Consider the following 22458-nt stretch of genomic DNA (forward strand, 5'->3'; position numbering starts at 1 on the left):
CCGCTGTTCGTGCCGCGTCAGGCACCGGGGCCGCAGTCGATGCTGCGCGGAGAGTTTTCGCAGCTGTGGCCCAGGTTCAGGCTGAGATCGCGCAAGGCGGTGCGCAGGCCCTCCTCGATCACCGGGTGGTAGAAGGGCATGGCCAGCGCGGTTTCCACATCCATTCCGGCCTGCACCGCCCAGGCCAGCAGATGCGCCAGATGCTCTCCTCTCGGGGCTGCCATCTCGGCGCCAAGCAGACGGCCGGTGCTTCGCTCGGCGTAAACCCGTAGCCGCCCGCGATTCTGACGCAACACGCGGGCACGGCCCTGATCGGAGAAATCCACCTCGCCGATGGCAAAATCGCAGGAGGTATCCGATAATTCGGCAAACGATGCGCCAACAGTGGCAATGTTGGGTTCTGTGAACGCAATGGCCAACGGCGTGCGCCGCGGATGGGTTTCGACCTCGGGGAACCTTCCGGCGTTATCGCCCGCGATACGCCCGTCGTCTGCTGCCTCGTGCAGCAACGGAATACGGGCGGCGACATCGCCTGCGAAAAAGATATGCCCCGCCTCGGCCTGCATCGTCAGCGGATCAACCTCTGGCATTCCGCGATCATCGAGCGTCAGGGCCGATGCGCCGAGGTTCAGCCCGTCGAGCGCGGGCTTGCGCCCTGTTGCGGCCAAAAGCCAGTCGAACCGCTCTTCGCGACTTTCGCCATCTTCGCTGAACCGCACAATCACGCCGTCACCCTCGCGCGCGATGTCCTGCACGTCTGCATCCGGATCAAACGGCAGACCCGCGCCGATCACGGCGGCGGCAGCCTTGCGCATCGCGGGATCGCTCAACTGGCCCACGCCGCCACCCTTACCGAACAGGCGGACGCGCACGCCAAGCCGGTGCAGCGCCTGTGCCATCTCCAGTCCCAACACACCACCGCCGAATACCGCGACAGACTTTGGCAGATCGGTCCAGTCGAACACGTCATCATTGACGATCAGCCGGTCGCCCGCCGCGTCGAACGCCTTCGGCCGCACCGGAACCGAACCAGTGGCGACGACGATGCGTGCAGCGCGCAGGGAGTCGCCGGTATCAAGCCGCAAGATGTGCGGATCCTCAAACCGAGCACACCCCTTCAGGCGGTGGGCTGGGTCGATGGCTTCGACGGCTTCCAGCACAAAGCCCACGAACCGATCACGCTCGCGCCTGACCCTTGCCATGACTTCGGTGCCGTCTACGCGAGGTGCAGCCGCGTGAACACCGAATCCGGCGGCCTCGCGCACAGTCTCGGCGGCCTCGGACGCCGCGATCAACAGTTTGGACGGCATGCAACCAACCCGTGCGCAGGTGGTGCCGTAAGGCCCGCCTTCAATCAGGACCAGATTGTCGGTGTGCTTGCACGCGGCGCGATACGCCCCCATGCCCGCCGTGCCGGCCCCGATAATGGCAACATCAACCTCGCGCATGGGCATCAATCCATCCTCCAGCCGTGGCCGACCACGATGCTTTGGCCGGTCAGCGCGTTGCTTGGGACGCTGGCAAGAAACAGCGCGGTGTGCGGCACATCCTCGATTGTGGTGAATTCCTTGTCGACCGTCTCACCCAGCATGACCTTGTTCACGACATCCTCCTCGGAGATGCCAAGATCCTTCGCCTGTTCGGGGATCTGCTTTTCCACCAGTGGCGTCTTCACAAAGCCCGGACAGATCACGTTGGTGCGGACGCCTTTTTCACCGCCTTCCTTGGCAATGGTCTGCGCGAGCCCGAGGATGGCGGTCTTCAAGCCGATGCCGTTCGCGCCGCCGGTGACGATGCAGATCTTGCCGTTGAGTTCCATTCGTCTTTCACCCTTATTGCTCGTGTTCCGTGTCAGCCCCCGGCGCGCATCGGCTTGCGGTGGCACCCTTCAGGCCGCCAGTCGGCCGCGGATCGGATAGTCGTTGTCACGGATGAACTTCAGCCCCTTGGCGAGGCCCGCGAGGTCCGGCCGGGCGAAGGGCGCGTTCGAGATGTCGAGGATATGCAGCAGGCCATCGGCGTTGATGACGAACACTCCGGGCTCTGCGAAGGGCCGGTCGGTTTCCTTCTCCGAGCGTGGCTCCGAGACATAAAGACCGAGGTCCTGCATCTGATCCACAGTCAGGCCGTAACCGACGGGAAATGTCACGCCGATCTCTTCAGTGAAGCTGCGGGCCCGATCTTCGGGATCCCCGGACACTGCGATGATACCGACGCCCGCCTTGGCGAAATCGGGTGCGCTGCGCTCAAGCTCTGCAAGGTAGGTCTTGCAAAGCGGGCAGTGCTTGCCGCGATAGACCACCACCATCTGCCAGTCATGATCATCCACCGGCTCGCCGAGCCGCAAAGTGCCGCCGCCGAGGCGCGACACGATAACTTCAGGAAGGCGTTCGCCGGATTTGATTTTGTCAGTCATCGTCATCTCCTTGTCTTATTTGCGGTAAGCGATGCGTTAATTCTTCGTCAGCGCGTCGCTGTTTAGAGTGTCGGGCCGGATATGCCTGCTGTTCGCAAGCTAGAGACGGGCCATTGGAGCTTCCGCATCTCAGGTGTTTGGGGCATTGCGACAGGAGCGCACCTTATCCGACCATATCGTGAAATGCTTCGTTGCGCGTCATGCCTTCTGCAGGGAACCGCGATGCAACAACTTGCCATAAACAGTACCAAGAACGGCACCAAATACGAGATGCATCACCAGCGTCATCACGGGTGCCATCATGCCGAGCTGCATGCCGAAAAATCCGGCCCCCGCCATCGGCATCATCGCCACCATCATGATGAGCCAGGCACCAACGCCGAAGACGACGCCCTTGCCCCAGTAAGTCTCTCCTGGCAGGCGCGGTTCCAGAATCGCAAAGCCACCGCCCCAGATCACCGTGCCGATCATGAAGTGAACGCCCCATGCGATCATTGTAGCCACCCCCATCATCCCCGCGATCATAGCGACCGGGTCTAGCGCGGGCATCAGACCCATTGCGCCCTTCGCAAACATCATCAGTGTAAGTACAACAGTTGCCACAAGACCGGCGATTATGCCTTTCAGAATATTAGTCATGGTCATAGCCCTCCTAAATGTCGCCGAAGTCGCGACTTCAGCAATGTAACGCGTCGATTTGGTTTTCGTTCCGTTTCCTGAATTCGGAAGGCGAACGGCATCGTCAACTTATCGGATTTTGCCGAAAAGGAGCCCCACAGCCCTGGTCAAGCGGCCTTCAACTCACATGTGAGGGGTAGATTCCGGTAGGGGGCAGGATCGTATCACAAGGCCCAGGCATTCCCTTCTTTCCTCCATTTTGAACTTTGTGGTCGCTTTCGTTGCGGCGATGAGCGTGGTGCGTTCGTTTGGTGGCTGTGACGGCGGCAAGAAATAGGGCTGATTATTTCACAGGCTGGCCCTGGTTTGCCGCCGCCACTTGTATTCGCCAGTGAACAGGATGTGGGCCCATCCGAGCGGCGAGATATGCGCGAGCAGATCGGGCGCACAGTTCAGACTGGCCCGCTGCCGCGCGGCGACAGCCTGACCGAGGTGCTTGGTATTCCATGTGTGGATACCTCGTTTGATGCAAGAGCTTTCTTGATCGGTTCGGGCATGTGATCGGGTACGGTCATGTGTCAGGCCTCTGAAGTTCGGCGTTTCACATGCCGAGGGCCGGTATGGCGATGCGAAGGCCGGGTCCAAATCAATAAAACGAGCGCGAAGCTCTCTGGAACACCCTGGTTTTCCCAACCTCGATCTGGCCGATCAATTTGTCCTTACTGTCTCAGGGTCCTTCTCACATCGTTACCCTTTGCCGCCAATTATGCTGCGCAGGGATCTCGGTAATCTTCGTTTCGGCTCACCATGGCCCAGATGACCCGTGCAGTTTTGTTTGCCAGAGCGATGGCGACCAGCATGCGAGGCTTGCGTTCAAGCATCTTCGCCAACCAGGACCCTTTGGGGGCCCCGTTTTTCAAAGCCCAACGGACCCGCCCCATGGCACCGATAATCAATAGTCGTCGGATATCGCGTTGCCCCATTTTGGAGGTTCGGCCAAGGACCTGCTTGCCTCCGGTCGAGTATTGAACGGGAACCAATCCGAGCCAGGCCGCGAAGTCTCTGCCGCGTTTGAAGCCTCCAAAATCGGGTGCATAGGCTTTGATTGCCATAGCAGTGATCGGCCCGATCCCCGGTGCCGTTTGCATACGGATGCTGTCCGGGTCGCTCTTTGCGGCCTCCCGCAGGTGTTTTTCAATCTCAGTGATTTTCTTCGTCAAAGTTTCGAGTTGATCAAGGTGGACTTGACAGCATTCGACCACGAGCGGCGGCAGCCCATGATCTGGCGCTTCGATATTGGCAACCAACTTCTTGACGTTGAGACGGCCTGCAGGGGCAACAATCCCATATTCCATAAGGTGACCACGCAACGCATTGATGGTCGCGTTACGTTGGCGCACAAGGAGATCACGCGTCTTAAAGACCATCGAGCGAGATTGTTGCTCAGCTGTTTTCACCGGCACAAACCGCATGGTTGGGCGCATCGCAGCCTCTGTGATCGCCTCCGCATCATTCGCGTCGTTCTTTTGCCGTTTGACAAATGGCTTTACATAGATTGGCGGGATCAGGCGTATCTCATGGCCCAATTTTGAAATCTCACGACCCCAATAGTGCGACGAAGCGCAAGCTTCCAATGCAACGAGGCAGGGGGTGAAGCTTCCAGAAATTTCAAAACCTGAGCACGCGACAGTTTCTTACGAAACACCGGCTCGCCCGACGCCGTCGCTCCGTGAAGATGAAAAGCTGTTTTTGCCAAATCAATGCCGATGATTGTAACCTCGTTCATGGAGACCTCCTCCATTCTGGTGCTTTGAACGTCACCATATTGGCACATCGCGATGCCGTTGCGGGGTGAGGTATCCACACCATCAGTAAATGATGATGGTGGTGAGCAGATTGAGGCCCGGCCATCCTGAAATGTTGGGGAGTGGGCAAAACTTGGGGGTTATGCGGCTGCTCTTTGGTAGGCGCCGGTTAGCCGACCGTCGAGAACGGCGGCGCGGACAACAGCCACGCGGTGGGCTCCATTGGGCGACCATCTCATGCGGCGGCGCTTGCCCATGCGGGTGTTCCCGATGTCGTCCACGCAGCCCTCTGCTCGGGATGAAGAGACCGGAAGACCTCTTCGATGTCGTTGGCCGTAGTTCGTCAGGTTGTCCATATTGTTCGCAAGGTATGAATAGAGATCTCGGCAGCGAGCTTGCACTCGCCGAGCCGCTTCAGTCACCACGCGGTCATCTGTAACCAGCCGCGCGCAATCGACCATCAACCATTGCAGACTGGTCGTGGCCGTCAGAACTTTTCCATGCCAAAGGTACCATCGCAGCGTTTCAGCCGGACGTTTGAACAGCACTGGAATGCCGGAGAAGCCCCTGCTCTGCAGCAGGCCTTTTACGGCGTTCTCGACGTGCTGAATACGCATCGAGATATGCCACCAGTCGAGGATGTGGCGGACCTTTCCATCGACGGCATTGCGGACGAGGTTTGGCAGGGCTGGTTCCCCGTCCGAAATTACCGTGACAGTTTGTTCGTAATCCCAACCGAGAGCCCTCAAGTCCTGGCGAAGTTGACTGGCAGGTGACAGGACCGCCTGTTGTACTAGGCCGAAGCGGCGGCACCTATCGTGGCTTTCGATCTTGCCGACCACAACATCGAGGTCTCGCTTCTGGTATTCCGGCCTGCATCGGATATGCGCGCCATCCAGGAAAACCGTCAACGCAGGCGGATCTTCGACGGCCGTCGCACCTAACGGTTCAGTCTGCTCCATGCCGTCGATGTCTCTGGCGACTTTGCCAAGACGGTTCCGGACCGATGTATTCACCTGTTTCGCGCAAGGCAGGAAGGTTTCCAGGATACGCGCCGCTTCCCGGAAGGAATGACGCGCCCCAAGTTCGGCCCGAAGGCGTCGTAGTTCCGGGGTCGACCGATCTGGAAAAAAGTGAGCGAGAGGCGAAAGCGGTCCGCCCAAGACAACATCGGATTTTGCATTGCAGGCGCAACGGCGAATGCGCGGCGCTTTGACCTCGAACTTGCCGAAAAGTGTGTCGAGCACCCGCGACCGATAATCATGTATAGCCCGGATCCCGTCACAGTCCGGACAGATCCGGCTGGCTTCGGAAGTTTCCTCGATCTGGTCGCGCAGGATCACATTCTGCAATTGCCCCAGGATCGTCTTCGCATTTTCGAGCAACAACCCAAACCCCTCAGGCTGCGCGCGCCGAGATGGGCGGGATAGACGGCCGAGACGATGCCTCTTTGTGGTTCCATTCTCGAAGGTCGTCTCGACAATAATCCGCACGTCCATGGTAGTTCCCCCCTCAATGAACCACTAGCATACACAGACACCCCCAAGTTTTGCCCGCTCCCATCTGCGAGGCGATGCGTGATGCGGCAATCGATCTGGGATTATCTGCAGAGGCGGCGCACAGCCTGTCTGTGGGTACGCTCATCTCGGCGGGTCGCCTCTTGGTCGAAACCCCCGCGCCCGAAGATTTGCGCCGCAGGGTGACAAGCCCCAACGGAACCACGGCTGCTGGGTTGGCGGCGCTGGCGTCAGAGGATCGCCTTGGTGCCCTGGTGCGTGCAACCCTAAAGGCGGCGCAAGAGCGATCTGTCGAGCTGTCGGGCAGCTGACCCTTGGCAGAACACCTGCCCTGCCCAAGCCTGCCCTGAGCGGCGACGCATGAACTTCGTGGGATGCATCCGTCGCACAGGCTGTGAGCTCCACTTCCAAGCACACGAAACCCTATCCAATTGGCCTCTTTCGTTGCAAAACGTTCACCATAGGCCACCGGGCGACGAATTTTGCACAGCCCTGTGTGTAATCAATAGCCGTCGAAACGGCCTGACCTGTGCAACGCTTTTTAAATGAAAGCCATCTGCCCGGCCTGAACCCCGCAGTTTGGTGGACCAATACAGATCAAAATAATCCAGTGAGGGAAAAAATATGTCAAACCTGTCCTATTCTCCCGGGGCTGCCGGGGTCGGTGACCCTGATCGCTATCCAACACTCGGGATCATCCCCAAAAGCAACCTGGGTAGGTTGTTTTTCGGCTGGGCGATCGTGAATATTGTTCTGGCGCTGCTGCCTGTCTTCGACATTCTGGGAAACGGCGCCGAACCCGGCCCCCTGGCCATGCCGCTGACTGTTTTCTATTGCTACGCCGTCTTTTCGCTGAACTGCATTCTGGGTGCGGTGTATTACGCCCTCCGCGGCCGCGCTTGGGTTGACATTGAAAAGTCACTTGAAGAGAGGGCCGCGCAATGACCACAATCGTAACCCTACTTGGCATCGCGCTTTATCTTGTTTTAATGTTCTACATTGCCTATCGGGCCTTCCAGACCAACAAGCATGACGACCCTGAAGACTGGTTTCTGATGGGGCGCAGCGCGAACACCCTGATGCTTGTGGGCACAATGTTTGCCACCTGGTTTTCGACCTTTGCCTTCCTTGGCGGTCCCGGATTTTTTTACAAGACCGGGGTGAACTGGCTGCTTTTTGGCTTCTTTAATGCCATGGGGCCGGTGGTGGTGTTGATCCTTGGGCCGCGCATCTGGGCGCTTGGGAAGAAATATAATTTCATCACCCCTGGTGATCTTCTGTCCACCTTTTACAACAGCAGCAGACGCATCCGCATCCTGACAGGCCTGATCTGCATCGCGGTGTTGTTTCCCTATTCCGCCATCCAGATCACTGGCATTGCCATTGCGCTCAACTCGATTTCAGGCGGATTGATCGCCTTTAACGCCGGTGTGCTGCTGATCGCGATTTGTGTGGGGGTCTATTCCTTCGTCGGGGGCAGCCGCGCGGTGGTCTGGACAGATGTCGTGCAGGGATTGATCTTTGCCGCGCTGTTGATTGCCACCATGTTGCTGGTGATCCGTTGGGCAGGCGGTTGGACGGAAGGCTGGACTTCGGCCACTGCGGCTCGTCCTGAACTTTTCGCCTTTGATGGAGGCGGGGGGCGTTACATCACGCTGATGACGCTCTGGACCTTTGGCTGGGTGCTGACACCGCACCTTTGGCAACGGCTCTATATGGCGGATAGCCCGCAGACATTGGTAAAGGGGGCCGCTATAACATCCTTCCTTGCTCTGTTTGTCGTCACCTTCACCGGCGCAGTCATCGGAATGATGTCACTGGGCATGGATGTGACCCTCGCCGAAGGCCAGACCTCTGACGCGCTGGTGCCCGAATTCTATGCCCAATATCTGCCCGCCATGGGGGTTGTGCTGGTCATTGCCGTCTTTGCGGCGGGGATGTCGACTCTCGACAGCCAGATGATTTCGGCAACATCCAGTTTTACGCAGGATCTTGTTCCCAGCGTGAGCAAAGTCGACGATCGACAAAGGATGCGCCTGGCGCGGTATTTTGAAATCGCCTTTGTGCTGGCACTTGTGGCCTTTTCCTTCTCCCCGCAGGGGCGGTCTCTGATCGCACCCCTCGCGTCAATCGGGGTTGGGATGGCCCTGTCCTTCCTATTGCCGCTGATCGGCGCCTTGTTTTGGAACAAAGCCTCTGAGCCCGCCGCTTTCTGGGGCATGTTGCTGGGCTGGGGCCTGATGGTGGCCATGCAATTCGGCCTTCTGCCCAACCCCGGCGTTCTGGGGCCACCGCTCTGGGGCCTTCTGGTCAGCGCGGTTGTCTTTTTTGGCGGGTCTTTGCTGCGGGACGATCCGGTTGATCCGGCACGCCGGAGCGAGTTTCAAGACGACATGGCCGAAAGGTTCCCCGAAACCCGGCGGCAGCCCCATACTGCCTGACGCCGACCTGCGACAGGCACCCAAGCGAACCGCGGGGCAACCCGCGGTTCGTCTGTGCATATTTCACGCGATATTGCCCCCTGCCAAGAGATCATCTAGATTTTCCCGAAAGGAAAAAGATCATGGCGGATCCTCTTGCAAAGCTGGACTGGGACGATCTGAAGGTTTTTCTTGTGTCTGCGCGATGTCAGAGCGTCAGCGCGGCGTCCCGCGAATTATCTATCAGCCATTCCACTGTTTCGCGCAGGTTGTCACGCCTAGAATACACGCTGGACGCTGCGCTGTTTGAACGCAACCGTGATGGGCTTGTGCTGACCACCTTCGGGCATATGGTCTTTCGCAGGGCAGAAGAAATGGCCGGCGGTGTCAACAACTTGCGCGGCGATCTTTTGGGCGATGACGGCACCAACGGCATCATCCGCTTTGCCACGATGGAGGGGATAGCCTCACTATATCTGTCGTCTCGGCTGATCCGCTTTCAGTCGACTTTTCCAGGCGTCCGACTGGAGCTTTTGACCACATCGCGGCAGGTTCAGATCAGTCATCGCGAAGCGGATATGTTTCTGAGCTTTTTCAAGCCACAGGGCGATAAAATGGCGACTCAGAAGATCGGCACGTTCGGGATTGGGCTCTATGCCGCCGATCCCTATCTAGAGGCGCATGGAACACCGCAGACCAAGGCCGACCTCAGCCAGCATCACTATGTTGGATATCTCGATCAATTTGTCGAACTGGATGCCGTCCGATGGCTCGAAGAGATGGTCAACCACCCCCAGATCGTGTTTTGGAGCAACAGCATGATCGCGCAGCGCAATGCCGCGCGAGGCGGGTTGGGGATCGTTGCCTTGCCCCACTTCGCCCTGGCCGAGCATGACAATCTGACAAGGATCATGCCTGAATTGTCAGTGCAGCGCACCCTGTGGCTCACGGTTCACCAAGATTTGCGACAATTGCCGCATATCATTGCCCTGAAAAAATTCCTCGCAAATCTGTTTGAAGAAGACGCCAGTTACCTGATCGGCGTCTCGTGACCTGACGGACGCCAAAAACAGCACAGTGGCGTTCGTAAATGGCAATTGGGTTCAGCCTCACTTTCCCTGAAGATTGTACCAACACAGGGAGAGTGAGAATGTTCGAAACACATCGTTTCAAAGTGGCAGCTGCCCATGTCGCGCCGGTCTATCAAGATCCAGCCGCCAGTGCGCAGAAAGCTGTCTCTGTCATCGAAGAGGCGGCCCGAAACGGTGCCGCCATCGTGGCCTTCGCCGAAGCGTTCCTTCCAGGCTTCCCGATCTGGGCAGCTTTGCACACCCCAATCCAGTCGCATGGTCATTTTGTCGAGTATGTGTCGGCTTCGGTCTATGCTGATGGCCCTGAGGTGGGCCTGATCAGGCAGGCCGCGAAACGGCACAACATAATGGTGTCCCTCGGAATATCTGAACGCAACCCCGTGTCCATCGGCGGGCTTTGGAACTCAAACCTGTTGATCGGCGAGACCGGGAAGGTTGTGAATCATCACAGAAAACTGGTGCCTACCTTCTTCGAAAAACTGGTCTGGGATCCGGGCGACGGTGCCGGTTTAAAAGTCAGCGATTCAAGTTGCGGCCGCGTTGGCATGTTGATCTGCGGCGAGAACACCAACCCTTTGTCGCGCTATAGCCTGATCGCTCAAGGGGAGCAGGTGCATATTTCATCCTATCCTCCAATCTGGCCAACGCGCCCACCCGAAGACGTTGCAAATTATGACAATCGCGCAGCCAACCATATTCGTGCAGCCGGGCATTGTTTCGAAGCCAAATGCTTTGGCATCGTCGTGGCCTCGCCCTTTGACACGCGTGCGACGGAACTTGCCGCCGGCAACGACCCTGCCTTGATCGAACTGATCGATAAATGCAGCCGCGCGCCAAGCTTTTTTGTCGATCCGACTGGCCAGCTCATCGGAGGGACCACAAAGGACGAGGGTTTGATCTATGCTGAGTTCAACTTGTCAGATGGTATTGAGCCAAAGCGGTTCCACGATCTTGCAGCAGGCTATAATCGCTTTGACATATTCGAGATGGGTGTGACCCGCTGCCGTACAGCACCGGTGAGCTTCACCGATATGCCTGCGCCCTCCCCTCAACCCGAGACGCTCAGCCAGCCAGAACAGGCTGAGGCCGCAACTCCCCCGGTGGCTTAAGATTTGCACCGCCATTTTACCGCTCGACCACTATCCAACAGGAGCACAGAGACGAGCATGTTCGCCCAACTTCTTGCCAATGCGTTCGATCGGCGACAGCCAATGCCAAACCCCCAGCCCGATGATCGCTCAATCGCCCACCTAATCTCTGATCTGGTAGGGACGCGCGGCGAAATCTCGGGGCGGACCCTCGGGCAGGAAATTCTCAACAGATACATCAATCGCTTCGAAGACTCTGAGAAGCGTGACTTTTTCGAGTATTTGGCGTGCGAAATGGATGTGGATGCCGGGAAGGTCCGGCAGGGGCTTGAGGCCTATGAAAAAACCAAATCGAAATCCAGCTATCTCGCATTCCAGACCGCGAGCGAACCGCCTCGGCAGGAGTTGATCCGGCGGCTCAATCAAGTGCCGGACGCCACCAATTCTCTTGTGCGTATGCGAGAGGACCTGTTGCGCTTTGGGCGCGAGAATGAGGCCCTTCTAGCGCTGGACTTGGATTTCAAACATCTTTTTGCCAGTTGGTTCAACCGCGGCTTTCTTGTGTTGCGGCGGATCAGTTGGGAAAGCCCCGCCCATATTCTTGAAAAGGTCATTGCCTATGAGGCGGTGCACGCCATTGATAGCTGGGATGCGCTGCGCCGCAGGCTGCAACCGGGTGATCGGCGCTGTTATGCCTTTTTCCATCCGGCCATGCCAGACGAGCCGCTTATTTTTGTCGAAGTCGCCCTGACCAAAGGTATACCGGGTTCGGTTCAGAACCTATTGGATGACAGCGCGGAAGCACTAGATCAAACTCAGGCGGACACGGCCGTGTTTTATTCCATTTCCAATTGCCAGCCGGGGCTATCAGGCATTTCCTTTGGCCAATCCCTTATCAAACAGGTTGCCGAAGACCTAAGCCACGAGTTGCCGACGCTAAAGACCTTTGTCACCTTGTCGCCTCTCCCCGGGTTTGCGCGCTGGCTTCACTCTACTGAAACAAAGCCGGACGGCTCGGTTGTGACGCTGGCAGCTTATTACCTGACAATGGCCAAACGCAGCGACGGCCTGCCGCTTGACCCTGTGTCGCGGTTTCATCTGGGCAACGGGGCTCAAATCTACGCCCTTCACGAAAACGCAGATACTTCGGCCAAGGGACAGTCGCAGTCCCATGGTTTCATGGTGAACTATCTCTATGACCTCAGTCAGGTCTCGGCAAACCACGAAGCATTTGCGACCGCAGGCCAAATCGCGGCCACCCGAAACATACTTGATCAGGCAGCCCAAGCCAAAGCCGTATTCGAGAAGGAAGCCGCACAATGAACCCGCTCTATGATCGTTTCTTTGCCCCTCACCGCGACAACAAGAGCGTGTTCCTCAAACTCGCGGACGGCACTGCGCTCACCTATGCGGAATTTCGTGATCGGGTTGGGCAGATCGCAAACACCCTGCTGGCATGGGGGCTTCATCCCGGCGACCGGGTTGCCGTTCAGATCGAGAAATCGCCAGATGCACTGGCACTTTATGGTGCCTGCGCCCAGACGGGTACGGTCTTTTTGCCGCTCAACACTGGCTACACCGCTGATGAGCTCAGCTATTTCGTCAAAGACAGCGGCGCCAAACTCTTTATCTGTGATCCCGCGAATGCAGAAGCACTTGACCCGGTAGCGCGCCGTCACCGGGCGAAGCTGGAAACCCTCGGGGTGGACGGCGCAGGCTCACTCAGCCGCGCCGCCAATTCGCAATCGCCCATCGCGCCCACTGCAGAGGTTCAAGGCAATGATCTTGCCGCCTTACTGTACACGTCTGGCACGACAGGGCGTTCAAAGGGGGCCATGCTGACGCACGACAACCTCGTGTCCAATGCCGAAACCCTTGCGGAATATTGGCGATTTACCTCTGACGATGTGCTGCTGCACGCCTTGCCGATCTTTCACACACACGGGTTGTTCGTTGCAATCAATGTCACGCTCGCGGCCGGCAGCTCAATGATTTTCATGCCAAAGTTCGATATAGATGTATTGCTTGCCGAAATGCCCGGAGCCTCCGTGCTCATGGGTGTGCCCACTTTCTATACCCGGCTTCTGGACGACGTGCGCCTAAACAAGGATGTGTCGGCCGAAATGCGTTTGTTCATTTCAGGGTCGGCGCCATTGCTGGCCGAAACCCATATCGCATTCCAACAGCGTACAGGGCACCGGATATTGGAGCGCTATGGTATGACGGAAACGAATATGAACGCCTCTAACCCATATGATGGCGACCGTCGTGCCGGAACGGTGGGTAGACCCCTACCCGGCATCGCGATCAAGATTATGGACACCGACACTGACACCGAATTGCCCCAAGGCGAAATCGGCCAGATCGTGGTACGGGGGCCCAATGTGTTCTGTGGTTACTGGAACATGCCGGAAAAAACAGCCGAAGAACTTTGGCCTGACGGGTTTTTCATCACAGGCGACCTGGGACAATTTGACGAGGATGGTTATCTTCAGATCGTTGGGCGTCAAAAAGATCTTATCATTTCCGGGGGCTATAACATTTACCCTAAGGAGATCGAACTGTTGTTAGATGAAAACCCGAACGTCGTAGAAAGCGCCGTTGTGGGTGTTCCACATGCCGATTTCGGAGAAGCGGTGGTGGCTTATGTTGTTCCCACCGCAGACAGCCCGCCGGATCCAGCCTTGCTGCAAGAGTTATGCCGCCGCAAGCTGGCGCGGTTCAAACATCCGCAGGATATACTGCTGATCACAGATTTGCCGCGAAACACGATGGGCAAAGTACAAAAGAATGTACTGAGAGACCGTTACATTCACGCAAAGCAATCATCTGTCGAAGCCTGAAATCTGATGGTTCTGTCGCAAAGTTTCGTACTGCATAAATGTGTGTAGGCGCTGGACACATTTATCCTGCGAGGGCGGCGAAGTCTCCGACAAACTCGGGGCGATTCATATTGCATGATCGTACCCTCGGAAAAATGAGCCTCCGACCCGGCTGCGGCTCATTTTTCCGAGGGTACGATCATAACACGATTCTCTCACGCTGAAGCGGGTCCGACTGGAAGTCGGAGGGTTTGCTCCAGGGCGTGGATATTAAACAGGAACCGTCCACACATGGTAATGTCCCTCGCGCAGTTATCCCGCGAGCGCAACGAACTGCGAAAATGCGCTCTGCCTTTGGCAGGAAACTGACCTTTGAAGATCCTTTCCACTCCCCAAGTCATCATTGATTTTGCATGATTAATTTATGTCAGATACTGGCTAAGTAGGGGACGGTGACTGACGCCGCAAGATCAACATTCCTGCGAGGAAACTCGTTGCCGAAAGCGTGATCGAAATTGACAGGGCAACTTCGTAGCCACCGTAGAGGTCTCGAGTAACGCCACCTATCCAGCTTCCCACGGCGGCAGCCAGAAATGCGAAGAAGAACATGACCGAGATTGATGTCCCAGCGACCGCGCCTGAAAAGGCTTTCCGGACCAGATGCACGTAGGCCGGAAAGACGCCACCGTAGCCGAGACCAATGGTCACGCAGCCGCCCGCTATCAACAGTGCCGAGGAGCCGCTTCCGAACAGCAATAACGCGCCGCCGAGCGGAATGAGGAAAGTGCAGGCCAGCAGCGACGGGATAGCGTTTCCCCGATCGGCCCATCCACCGCTCATTAACCGCGAAATCAATGAAGAGCCCAATAACACCGTCAGCAGGCCAGATGCGAGGCTCGGCGAAAAACCCTGTTCCTCCGCAAGAGCAACCAAATGAGCGATTATGATGAACGTACCGCTATTGACTAGTACCAGCATGAATACCAATCCCCAGAAGATCCTCAATTGATCCTGCGCGTCTTTCGGGGACTCCGCCGCTATACGTTTCTCCATTTCCAACACGCCGGGTCTACGGCAAAAAACCAGTGACGCCAGACCGATCGTCACTAGACAAAACAGACCGTAAGCGATCACCGCGTCGCGCCAGCCCCACCAGACAGCGAGGTTACGCAAGGCAACAGGCACCACCAAGCCGCCGACGCTCTGGCCGGACAGGACAATCGCCATGGCCACGCCACGGTTACGGTCGAACCAGTGGCTGACAATAGCGGTGATTGGACCAAAAAAAGTTGCCTGGCCAACGGCACCGACGAGCAGTGCATAACCGGCATAGAGTTCGAACGGAGTCGTTGCTTGCGCACACAAAAGAAGGCCTCCGCTGATCGCCAGCGCTGCGACTACACAGAGAATCGTGAAGTTGACCCGATCCGAGAGATAGCCAATTGCGAGGCCACCCGTTCCCGCAGCGACCATTGCCAACGAGTGGCCAAGCGAAAGTGTCGCACGGTCCCAGCCGAGATCTTCGCCCATGGGGCGCATAAGTATCGGCACGAAGGTGGCCGCGCCGAAACTGAGTGACGTCATGGCCAAGCTGGCTCCCACGACCACCCAACCATACGGGGTCTCGATGCTCGGTCCTGCATACCTATAGTTCATCGGAGGGGTTCTGCCATAGTTTGAGATTGGAGGTACTGTTCGGGGAACACGCGAACCGTCCCGTCGCGTCAACTTTGGCGTCGAGACTGAGGTTTTCGGCGAACCCGTTCAGCTAGATTGGCACCGGGTGAAAGCGGGGGCGGCGACTGCCAGACATCGTAGCAACGCGCCGCATGACGCGTCCACTGGCCACCCTGGAGTTATTTCCAAATCCTTGTGTGCCAAGCAAAACCTCCTCCTGAAGCCAATGCTTGCTAATATTACAAAAAAATTTGTAACAAAAGGAGATATTTTTGTATTTACACTGGGAGTCCTTGGGAACCCAAATTTTGATGTGTTGACGTGCGGCCGAAGAGAGATGCATAGTCCATGTGCGCCGAAAATTTATCGACAAGGTCGAGCGCACCGGTTTTTCCATTGTCCAACAGGCGATCAAGCAGATCGCAGAGCTTTACGCGGTGGAGAAGGAGGCGCGGGAGAAATCCCCGGACGAGCGCGTCACCCTGCGGCAGGCCAAGGCAGCCGATCTTCGACGCGTTGGAACTCTGGCTGCAGGCGCAGCTATGCAAGATCTTCGGTAAAACCGAACTGGTCGAAGCCATCCGCTATGCGCTGAACCGCATGCCGAAAGCCGAAAGCCCGTGGCTATCTCGACGACGGGCATCTCGAGCTGGACACAGATGTGTTTGAACACATCTGGGAATTTACACCATCTTGACGGACGTGACCGCAGCGGCTCACGCGACTTCGTCGCGTTAATGGAGCAAAATAACGCCAGGACCATCACCACGAAGTTGGCTTTAACCTGGGCGACATTGCCAGTCGATCGCCACGCTTCTTGGGCCTTGCGGCTGACTGACGTACGCGGTTTCGCGCGTCACCTCGCGAACATCAACCCAGAGACGGAGGTGCTGCCCCCAAGAATGTTACCGCCACTGACGTGCGCCAGACCCTATGTCAACACCGAATGGAACCGGAACCGCATCCGCCAAAGGAACCGCAGGTGCACGCAAACCGGGGTTTGCTTCCACGCCCATTCGGCATAGTTAGGCGATCAGCATAAACCGCCAAGACGAACGACGTTGATCCCGAAGCGTGGCTCACACGGGTCCTCCAGCGCCTGCCTGATCACAAGATCAATCGCATGGACGAACTCATGCCGTGGAACTGGCGGCCCCAAAAGCCCTGAAACCGCGGTTCAACCGAACGGTTACGGTTCTGTGAGGCCTGCGGGCGCAACGCTGATGCTGCCGCTCGGGTGCGCAGCCGACCTCATTGAAGCCGGATTAAACAATCCTGCAAGGCCTTTGGAGCTATGGCGATTGTGGTTTTGGCGCGGGACCGGGGTGGAGGGCGCGAGGGCGGATATGCAGATCGATTGTGCCGTCTGGACGGCCGCCGACTTCGCTCTGGGGATCGGTGCAGCGGTCCGGTCTGGCGTTTTAGTATCCACGCCCTGGAGCAAACCCTCCGACTTCCAGTCGGACCCGCTTCAGCGTGAAAGAATCGTGTTATGATCGTACCCTCGGAAAAATGAGCCGCAGCCGGGTCGGAGGCTCATTTTTCCGAGGGTACGATCATGCAATATGACACTGGCAAACACTGCATTTACTATCACCGCTACCACATCGTCTGGTCGACCAAGTACCGCTACAAGGTGCTGACCGGGGCGCTGCGCCTGCGGGTGCGCGACATCTGCCGTCAGGTCTGCCGCGAGAACGAGGTCGACATCTTGCGCGGGGTATTGTCGAGCGATCACGTCCACATGTTCGTGTCGGTGCCGCCGAAGCTCGCCATTTCCGATCTGGTGCGCAAGATGAAGGGCCGTTCGTCTTACCGGGCGCAGCGGGAATTCCCGCATATCCGTAAACGCTACTGGGGCTGCCGGTTTTGGGGTAGGGGGTATTTTTCAACCACCAACGGTGCCATCACGGAAGACATCGTACTTCAGTACCTGGAAAATCACATCGCTGATCCTACCGGCGTCAGATGGAGTGGTTGCCGCCCTCCCATGACGGCATCAATTTGTGCCAAGGTTGTGGTGTTAAAAGCCACACAACGAGGAGGACGGCGAGATGAAGGATATGATGATTGGGGTGGATCTGGCAAAGAATGTTTTTCAGGTCCACGGTGCCCTGCGGACAGGAGAGGTACAGTTTCGCAAAAAGCTCACGCGAAAGCAGTTCCCCGCAGTCATGGCCCGGCAGGCCCCCTGCCTGATCATCTTTGAAGCCTGCGGCAGCGCACACTATTGGGCGCGTGAGATGGAAGCGCTTGGGCACGAGGTGAAGCTGATCGCACCGCAATACGTGCACCCGTTCGTCAAGCGTCAAAAAAATGATGCCGCAGATGCCGAGGCGATCGTTATTGCGGCCCGCCAGCCCGAGATGCGCTTCGTGGAGCCCAAGACGGTCGAGCAACAGTCCCGCGCGGCCGTGTTTCGCGGCCGGGAGCGACTGGTTCATCAGCGCACCGCGGATGTGAACGCCTTACGGGCGCTGCTGTATGAGCATGGCCACGTGTTTCCCGTGGGAATACGCTACCTCGATCGCATGACGGTACTTGTTGAGGATGAGACCTCCGAATTGCCCGTATTGATCCGGGAGGAGTGCCAGGACATGCTGGCGCAGATTGCAGAGAACGCGGCGCGTATTGCCGAGCGCACCACGAAACTCAAGGCGCTGGCCTCCCAGTCGGACAGGGCGCGCCGGCTCCAGACTATGCCGGGTGTTGGACCGCTGACGGCCATCGCGGTGGAAGCGTTCGGACCTGACATGGCGCAGTTCAAGACCGGGCGTGACTTTGCGGCTTGGTTGGGTTTGGTACCGAGACAGCATTCCTCTGGCGGCAAGGAGCGCTTGGGTCGCATGACCAAGGCCGGTCAGGCCGATATCCGACGTCTCCTGATCATTGGGGCAATGTCGCGGCTGGGCTGGCTTGGGCAGCGGACAATTGTAGAGGGCAGTTGGCTGTCACGCATGTTGGCGCGCAAGCCCAAGATGCTGGTCGCGATCGCGCTGGCCAACAAGATGGCCCGGCAGATCTGGGCGATGCTGACGAAGAACGAAAATTATAGAGATCCGGCGCTGGCAGTCGCGGCATGATGTTCATGTCGAACCGTTAGCGACGGTGCCAAGGGGGTGTGAGAAGACGACGGCCTGAATGGGCAAAACGATCGAACAGATCCGGATTGGGAAAACCAGTACTACCGGCAGAGCAAAAAGCTCGCGCGTCAGATTTGGACCCGATCCGCTGATCACCATCTCGGCCCGCGGCTTCTGGAAGTGCCGCACAGCGAGGCCTGAAAGAAGTTCGCACATGGGGTAATCGCGGGAGCGAGTCACCCTAACGACCGGTCAGACTTGGAGGATGGCTGTTCCCCGATAAGATTGAAATACGGGCTCACGACTGGACGCCGGGCCCAAGCATCTGATGGAGAACAGTCATGGAAGAATATATCGGTCTTGACGTGTCGATGATAGAGACTTCAGTTTCGATCCGACGCGATGGGCAGCGTATCTGGCGCGGGAAATGCGTCTCGGATCCGGCGGTCATTGCCCAGCTGGTGCGCAAGCGTGCGCCGTTCGCCAAACGCGTTGTGTTCGAAACCGGCCCCTTGTCAGTGTGGTTCTACCATGCGCTTTGCTCGGAAGGCTTGCCTGCGATCTGCATCGATGCGCGCCACGCCAAGGCCGCGCTCGACATGGCGCCAAACAAGACTGATGCGAATGACGCTGATGGCTTGGCCCATCTTGCGGAAGTCGGTTTTTTCCGCGAGGTGCGAGTGAAAGGCTTCGACAACATGTTGACCCGGACGCTGGTGGCGGCTCGGCGCCAGCTGGTCCGGATCACGACCGCACTCTCCAACCAGATCAGGGGTTTGATGAAGACTTTCGGATTGGTTGTTCCTGCCGGTAAGGGCAGCAACTTCGAAAGAAATGTCTGTCGGCTGCTTGCTGATCATCCCGGGCTTTCCGAAATCATGCTACCGCTTTTGGAGGCTTGGCGCACAACGCGCCTTCAGTCCGTCGAGCTTGGCCGGCAGCTCGTCGCGCAGGCGCGCCAGGAGAAAGCATGCCAGCTTCTTATGTCGATCCCTGGCGTTGGAGCGATCACGGCAACCGCATTCGTAACGGCCATCGAAAACCCTGACAACTTCCGAAGGTCCCGCTCTGTCGGGGCTTGGCTGGGCCTGACCACCCGGCGATACCAATCCGGGGAAGTCGACTACGATGGTCACATATCCCGGCGCGGCGACCGCCATGTGAGAAGCCTTCTCTATGAGGCGGCAACGGTCATTCTGACCCGCAGCCTTGCCGACAGCGATCTGCGGACATGGGGGCTGAAACTCAAGGGGCGCATCGGCTTCAAACGCGCTGCCGTCGCGGTGGCCCGAAAACTTGCAGTCATAATGCATGCAATGCTCTGGGATGACACCCCGTTCGCGCGGGTTGCAAAGGCCGCAACCTGACACTTCACCAATAGCGCTCAAGTCGCGAGCGCGCGAAGGCGTCCCTGCCGGGACGTAGGTCGAGCCATTCCGCTGATCGAGTTGCACCAGCTAAAACAGCCGAGTGCGTTTCGCACATTGGAAGGCTCCTCCGCGAAGACCCATCATGCGGCGACCGAAGTGTCGACCGCGAAGACGACCCTGACCCGGCAAACGTTTCGACGACGCGCACTCGGAGCCTCAGACGCATTGGTCTCGCGCATGCCCTGAAGACCGACCTCCCGCCGTCCAACGCCCGGTGGTGCAAAGAAAATGCTTGCAATTCTGGCTGCGATTAGACGACCCGATCACACGCCCACAAGGTCAAAAGGTTCTTGCATCACGGGCGGCAACCAAAGAAGCCCGTAGTTGTTCAGTGCCTAGTGACTGCTCGAACCGATCATGATACTTGAACGAGCGACCGCAAACCCTCATTGTCAGACGAGGGTCTCATGGGCGGATCATCGAAAAATAACGTCGGGTTTTTTAGGCAGTATGGCACCAAGTCAATCTTCGAAATCGAACAGCTCCAACACTCTGAACCGCGCCTTGCGTTTGATGCGGATGTTGTGCGAAGCCCCAACCCCGCTATCGCTCACGAAGATTGCCAAGACACTGGAGGTGGATGCCGGCAATCTTCATCGCCTTTTGCAATCGCTACAGGACGACGGTTGGGTCTCTCGCGTCTATGACGGGGCTGAGTATACCGTCGGACCCCTCTTGATGAACAATTTCGACCCCTGGCACCCGGTTCACAATTTCCGCAGGGAAAGCTATCCATTTCTCAAACAGCTTCACGAACAGACCCGTGAAACCTCCGCCCTGATCCTGTTTCTGGGCACGCAGCGTGTCGTCATGGATGCCATTCATGGCCAGCTGACCCTGAGTTCGTATTACGATGTGCAACTTTCATCTCCCGTGCATGGGTCCGCGTCAGGGAAAATTCTTCTGGCCAGCTTGCCTGCGGGCATAGTTGACGAAGTCCTTGGAGGCGAGCCGCTCCCTAAATACACCGAATTCACACCCACAACGCGGGATGACCTTGACCGCCATCTGATCGAAATACGCGAGACCAGATATTGCATTTCGCGCGAGGAGGCATTCAACGGCATTGTGGCGTATGGGGCCCCCATTCAGTATCGCGGTCGTGTGCTTGGCTGCCTTGTTTCCACGGCCGCCAGCGCGGATATCGCAACAAGAGACGATGCGTCTTTTGCTACGAAACTGCGGGATGTCGCGAATTTGCTATCCGCCTCAGTGCCCTCTATCCATCAGATGAAGTTCTTCCTCACTGGATGAAATACGGTGTCAGTTTGAGCGCCGCCATCACGAACACAAGAAGCACCAGAGTTGTTCCAGTTACGATCGTGGCGGCGCGCGGACCGACCTTCCGAAAGTTTTCGAGACGGGTGCTCATGCCGAGTGCCCCGATGGCGATGATCAAACACCAGCGTGATGCTTCCACCAGCGCGAGGCGCAGATCCTCGGGAACGAGATTGAAGGAATTCGCCAGCACGAGCGCAGCAAAAACGAAGGCAAAGATCGGCAGCGGCCTCTTGTGACCAGCCTCGCCGTCCCGGCTTCGCATGAAGAATGCAAGGCTCAGGACAACCGGCATCAGCATCATGACACGCATAAGCTTGATAACTGTGGCCGTGTCTCCGGCTTCATCGGACACCAAATAGCCCGCACCCACGACCTGCGCGACATCATGGATCGTCGCGCCGAGAAAAATCCCCGTAAGACGATCATCGAGGCCAAATTTTCCAGCAATCACGGGATATAGCACCATTGCGATCGTGGAGAGTAATGTCACCGACACAACTGTAAAAATCGTATCCGTTTCCCTGTCCTTGCCTTGCTGCAGAACGGACGAGATCGCAAGAGCCGCAGACGCGCCACAAATCCCGACGGCACCACCGGCAAGAATTCCGAAAATCGAATCGCGCCCGGTCATCCGAGCCAGGATGACACCGGTACCGATGGACAGACCGATGGCCGCGACAATCAAAACAAAGCTGGCAAGGCCGAGATCGGTCACGTCACTGAGCGAAATCCGAAGGCCGAGCAGAGCAACACCGGCCCTGAGAATGCGTTTTGAGGCGAACTTGATCCCCGGCGCGGTTCGCGCACCCTCATCGCTCAGGGACACAAGCGCCATGCCCAACAAGAGCGTAATGAGCATGAGCGGTCCGCCGTAATGATCGGTGATATAACCAGCCGCCGCCGCGACAACCATGGCCAAAAGGATACCGGGCGCAAGCTCGGACACGACCGAGCCGCGCGACAAAAGCGCGATGGATTTCATGGGAGTTTACTTCAAGTTCAAAGAGGCCTTGGGTCCTCGTTGTCTATGGCAGCGAGGTCGTTTGAAAGGGCGACCTCGCCAATGGTTTACGCTACAGCTTTAGTAGTGTCCGCATTTTGTGTTGGTAAGCTCACAGAGCCCGCAGAACATCCTCTGGCTGCACTTTACTGACCCGCGCCACGAACCAATCGAGATACCCCTCGAGATATTTCGAGGCAGGCCCTCGAA

18 protein-coding genes and 6 pseudogenes are annotated in these 22458 nt (G+C 57.6%); 15 read left to right on the forward strand and 9 right to left on the reverse strand.

Going from position 1 to position 22458, the window contains the following annotated elements; genetic code table 11:
* Positions 1–17 precede the first annotated feature (17 nt).
* The 7 genes and pseudogenes from BHD06_RS12385 to BHD06_RS12415 form a co-directional block, all read right to left on the reverse strand.
* A complete protein-coding gene (locus BHD06_RS12385) occupies positions 18–1454 on the reverse strand; it encodes a dihydrolipoyl dehydrogenase (protein WP_080457313.1) in 1437 nt (478 codons plus the stop codon).
* On the reverse strand, positions 1454–1819 hold the full coding sequence (locus BHD06_RS12390; protein WP_080457314.1) for an SDR family oxidoreductase: 366 nt from the start codon (positions 1817–1819) through the stop codon (positions 1454–1456). Before BHD06_RS12390 ends, BHD06_RS12385 begins: the two co-directional genes overlap by 1 nt.
* A gap of 69 nt (positions 1820–1888) precedes the next feature.
* Complete coding sequence (locus BHD06_RS12395; protein ID WP_217805665.1) at positions 1889–2416, reverse strand: peroxiredoxin-like family protein; 528 nt, start codon at positions 2414–2416, stop codon at positions 1889–1891.
* Positions 2417–2614: 198 nt separating this feature from the next.
* Entirely contained in the window at positions 2615–3055 is a 441-nt protein-coding gene (locus BHD06_RS12400) for a DUF6789 family protein (protein WP_080457340.1), read from the reverse strand.
* A 327-nt stretch (positions 3056–3382) separates the two neighbouring features.
* A pseudogene (locus tag BHD06_RS24745) lies at positions 3383–3541 on the reverse strand (Tn3 family transposase); the annotation flags it as partial.
* A gap of 257 nt (positions 3542–3798) precedes the next feature.
* A pseudogene (locus BHD06_RS12410) lies at positions 3799–4820 on the reverse strand (IS110 family transposase).
* A 159-nt stretch (positions 4821–4979) separates the two neighbouring features.
* Complete coding sequence (locus BHD06_RS12415; RefSeq protein WP_080457317.1) at positions 4980–6338, reverse strand: ISKra4 family transposase; 1359 nt, start codon at positions 6336–6338, stop codon at positions 4980–4982.
* Positions 6339–6412: 74 nt separating this feature from the next.
* Between BHD06_RS12415 and BHD06_RS12420 the strand changes: the two genes are divergently transcribed.
* From BHD06_RS12420 to BHD06_RS12450, 8 genes and pseudogenes are all read left to right on the forward strand, one after another.
* Positions 6413–6667 carry a pyrroline-5-carboxylate reductase dimerization domain-containing protein gene (locus BHD06_RS12420; RefSeq protein ID WP_139784713.1) on the forward strand — a complete coding sequence of 85 codons (255 nt, stop codon included), beginning with the start codon at positions 6413–6415 and terminating at the stop codon, positions 6665–6667.
* A gap of 313 nt (positions 6668–6980) precedes the next feature.
* A complete protein-coding gene (locus tag BHD06_RS12425) occupies positions 6981–7301 on the forward strand; it encodes a hypothetical protein (RefSeq protein WP_080457319.1) in 321 nt (106 codons plus the stop codon).
* Positions 7298–8797 carry a sodium:solute symporter gene (locus BHD06_RS12430; RefSeq protein WP_080457320.1) on the forward strand — a complete coding sequence of 500 codons (1500 nt, stop codon included), beginning with the start codon at positions 7298–7300 and terminating at the stop codon, positions 8795–8797. Before BHD06_RS12425 ends, BHD06_RS12430 begins: the two co-directional genes overlap by 4 nt.
* Positions 8798–8919: 122 nt before the next feature.
* Positions 8920–9111 (forward strand): annotated as a pseudogene (locus BHD06_RS24750) (LysR family transcriptional regulator); the annotation flags it as partial.
* Positions 9112–9186: 75 nt separating this feature from the next.
* Positions 9187–9828, forward strand: coding sequence for a LysR substrate-binding domain-containing protein (locus BHD06_RS12435; RefSeq protein ID WP_254892396.1), 642 nt, complete (start codon positions 9187–9189; stop codon positions 9826–9828).
* Between the two features lie 98 nt (positions 9829–9926).
* The gene (locus BHD06_RS12440; protein WP_080457322.1) at positions 9927–10976 is read left to right on the forward strand and encodes a carbon-nitrogen hydrolase family protein; all 1050 of its coding nucleotides are present in this window, start codon (positions 9927–9929) and stop codon (positions 10974–10976) included.
* Between the two features lie 57 nt (positions 10977–11033).
* Positions 11034–12278 (forward strand): malonyl-CoA decarboxylase, encoded by a 1245-nt coding sequence (locus BHD06_RS12445; RefSeq protein ID WP_080457323.1) that lies wholly within the window; start codon positions 11034–11036, stop codon positions 12276–12278.
* The gene (locus BHD06_RS12450) at positions 12275–13798 is read left to right on the forward strand and encodes a malonyl-CoA synthase (protein WP_080457324.1); all 1524 of its coding nucleotides are present in this window, start codon (positions 12275–12277) and stop codon (positions 13796–13798) included. The genes BHD06_RS12445 and BHD06_RS12450 overlap by 4 nt, the downstream gene beginning before the upstream one ends.
* 417 nt (positions 13799–14215) lie before the next feature.
* Here the strand turns inward: BHD06_RS12450 and BHD06_RS12455 are convergent, their stop codons facing one another.
* Positions 14216–15361 (reverse strand): MFS transporter, encoded by a 1146-nt coding sequence (locus BHD06_RS12455; RefSeq protein ID WP_176214344.1) that lies wholly within the window; start codon positions 15359–15361, stop codon positions 14216–14218.
* A 443-nt stretch (positions 15362–15804) separates the two neighbouring features.
* Here BHD06_RS12455 and BHD06_RS24315 point away from each other — a divergent pair, with 443 nt between their 5' ends.
* The 7 genes and pseudogenes from BHD06_RS24315 to BHD06_RS12490 all read left to right on the forward strand — a co-directional run bounded on the left by BHD06_RS24315 (position 15805) and on the right by BHD06_RS12490 (position 21221).
* The gene (locus BHD06_RS24315; protein WP_254892397.1) at positions 15805–16014 is read left to right on the forward strand and encodes a transposase; all 210 of its coding nucleotides are present in this window, start codon (positions 15805–15807) and stop codon (positions 16012–16014) included.
* A gap of 482 nt (positions 16015–16496) precedes the next feature.
* Positions 16497–16622 (forward strand): annotated as a pseudogene (locus BHD06_RS12465) (transposase domain-containing protein); the annotation flags it as partial.
* Between the two features lie 390 nt (positions 16623–17012).
* Positions 17013–17399: pseudogene (gene tnpA / locus BHD06_RS12475) on the forward strand (IS200/IS605 family transposase); the annotation flags it as partial.
* Positions 17400–17508: 109 nt separating this feature from the next.
* Positions 17509–18537 carry an IS110 family transposase gene (locus BHD06_RS12480; RefSeq protein WP_080457327.1) on the forward strand — a complete coding sequence of 343 codons (1029 nt, stop codon included), beginning with the start codon at positions 17509–17511 and terminating at the stop codon, positions 18535–18537.
* 341 nt (positions 18538–18878) lie between these two features.
* Positions 18879–19904, forward strand: a complete 1026-nt coding sequence (locus BHD06_RS12485; protein WP_080457328.1) for an IS110 family transposase — start codon at positions 18879–18881, stop codon at positions 19902–19904.
* A 513-nt stretch (positions 19905–20417) separates the two neighbouring features.
* A pseudogene (locus BHD06_RS24755) lies at positions 20418–20594 on the forward strand (helix-turn-helix domain-containing protein); the annotation flags it as partial.
* 51 nt (positions 20595–20645) lie between these two features.
* Complete coding sequence (locus BHD06_RS12490) at positions 20646–21221, forward strand: IclR family transcriptional regulator (RefSeq protein ID WP_254892398.1); 576 nt, start codon at positions 20646–20648, stop codon at positions 21219–21221.
* Here the strand turns inward: BHD06_RS12490 and BHD06_RS12495 are convergent.
* Positions 21211–22194, reverse strand: a complete 984-nt coding sequence (locus BHD06_RS12495) for a YeiH family protein (protein WP_217805667.1) — start codon at positions 22192–22194, stop codon at positions 21211–21213. The genes BHD06_RS12490 and BHD06_RS12495 overlap by 11 nt on opposite strands.
* Positions 22195–22458: the final 264 nt, after the last annotated feature.

Source organism: Roseovarius sp. A-2, from assembly GCF_002072155.1.
GTDB lineage: Bacteria > Pseudomonadota > Alphaproteobacteria > Rhodobacterales > Rhodobacteraceae > Roseovarius.

Excerpts from the sequence above, each read along its gene's own strand:
- BHD06_RS12455 (WP_176214344.1), bottom strand. The coding sequence starts at position 15,361 with ATGACGTCACTCAGTTTCGGCGCGGCCACCTTCGTGCCGATACTTATG.
- BHD06_RS12390 (WP_080457314.1), bottom strand. The coding sequence starts at position 1,819 with ATGGAACTCAACGGCAAGATCTGCATCGTCACCGGCGGCGCGAACGGC.
- BHD06_RS12395 (WP_217805665.1), bottom strand. The coding sequence starts at position 2,416 with ATGACTGACAAAATCAAATCCGGCGAACGCCTTCCTGAAGTTATCGTG.
- BHD06_RS12485 (WP_080457328.1), top strand. The coding sequence starts at position 18,879 with ATGGAAGAATATATCGGTCTTGACGTGTCGATGATAGAGACTTCAGTT.
- BHD06_RS12430 (WP_080457320.1), top strand. The coding sequence starts at position 7,298 with ATGACCACAATCGTAACCCTACTTGGCATCGCGCTTTATCTTGTTTTA.
- BHD06_RS12490 (WP_254892398.1), top strand. The coding sequence starts at position 20,646 with ATGAACAATTTCGACCCCTGGCACCCGGTTCACAATTTCCGCAGGGAA.
- BHD06_RS12420 (WP_139784713.1), top strand. The coding sequence starts at position 6,413 with ATGCGTGATGCGGCAATCGATCTGGGATTATCTGCAGAGGCGGCGCAC.
- BHD06_RS12400 (WP_080457340.1), bottom strand. The coding sequence starts at position 3,055 with ATGACTAATATTCTGAAAGGCATAATCGCCGGTCTTGTGGCAACTGTT.
- BHD06_RS12425 (WP_080457319.1), top strand. The coding sequence starts at position 6,981 with ATGTCAAACCTGTCCTATTCTCCCGGGGCTGCCGGGGTCGGTGACCCT.
- BHD06_RS12385 (WP_080457313.1), bottom strand. The coding sequence starts at position 1,454 with ATGCCCATGCGCGAGGTTGATGTTGCCATTATCGGGGCCGGCACGGCG.
- BHD06_RS12450 (WP_080457324.1), top strand. The coding sequence starts at position 12,275 with ATGAACCCGCTCTATGATCGTTTCTTTGCCCCTCACCGCGACAACAAG.
- BHD06_RS12415 (WP_080457317.1), bottom strand. The coding sequence starts at position 6,338 with ATGGACGTGCGGATTATTGTCGAGACGACCTTCGAGAATGGAACCACA.
- BHD06_RS12480 (WP_080457327.1), top strand. The coding sequence starts at position 17,509 with ATGAAGGATATGATGATTGGGGTGGATCTGGCAAAGAATGTTTTTCAG.
- BHD06_RS12440 (WP_080457322.1), top strand. The coding sequence starts at position 9,927 with ATGTTCGAAACACATCGTTTCAAAGTGGCAGCTGCCCATGTCGCGCCG.
- BHD06_RS12445 (WP_080457323.1), top strand. The coding sequence starts at position 11,034 with ATGTTCGCCCAACTTCTTGCCAATGCGTTCGATCGGCGACAGCCAATG.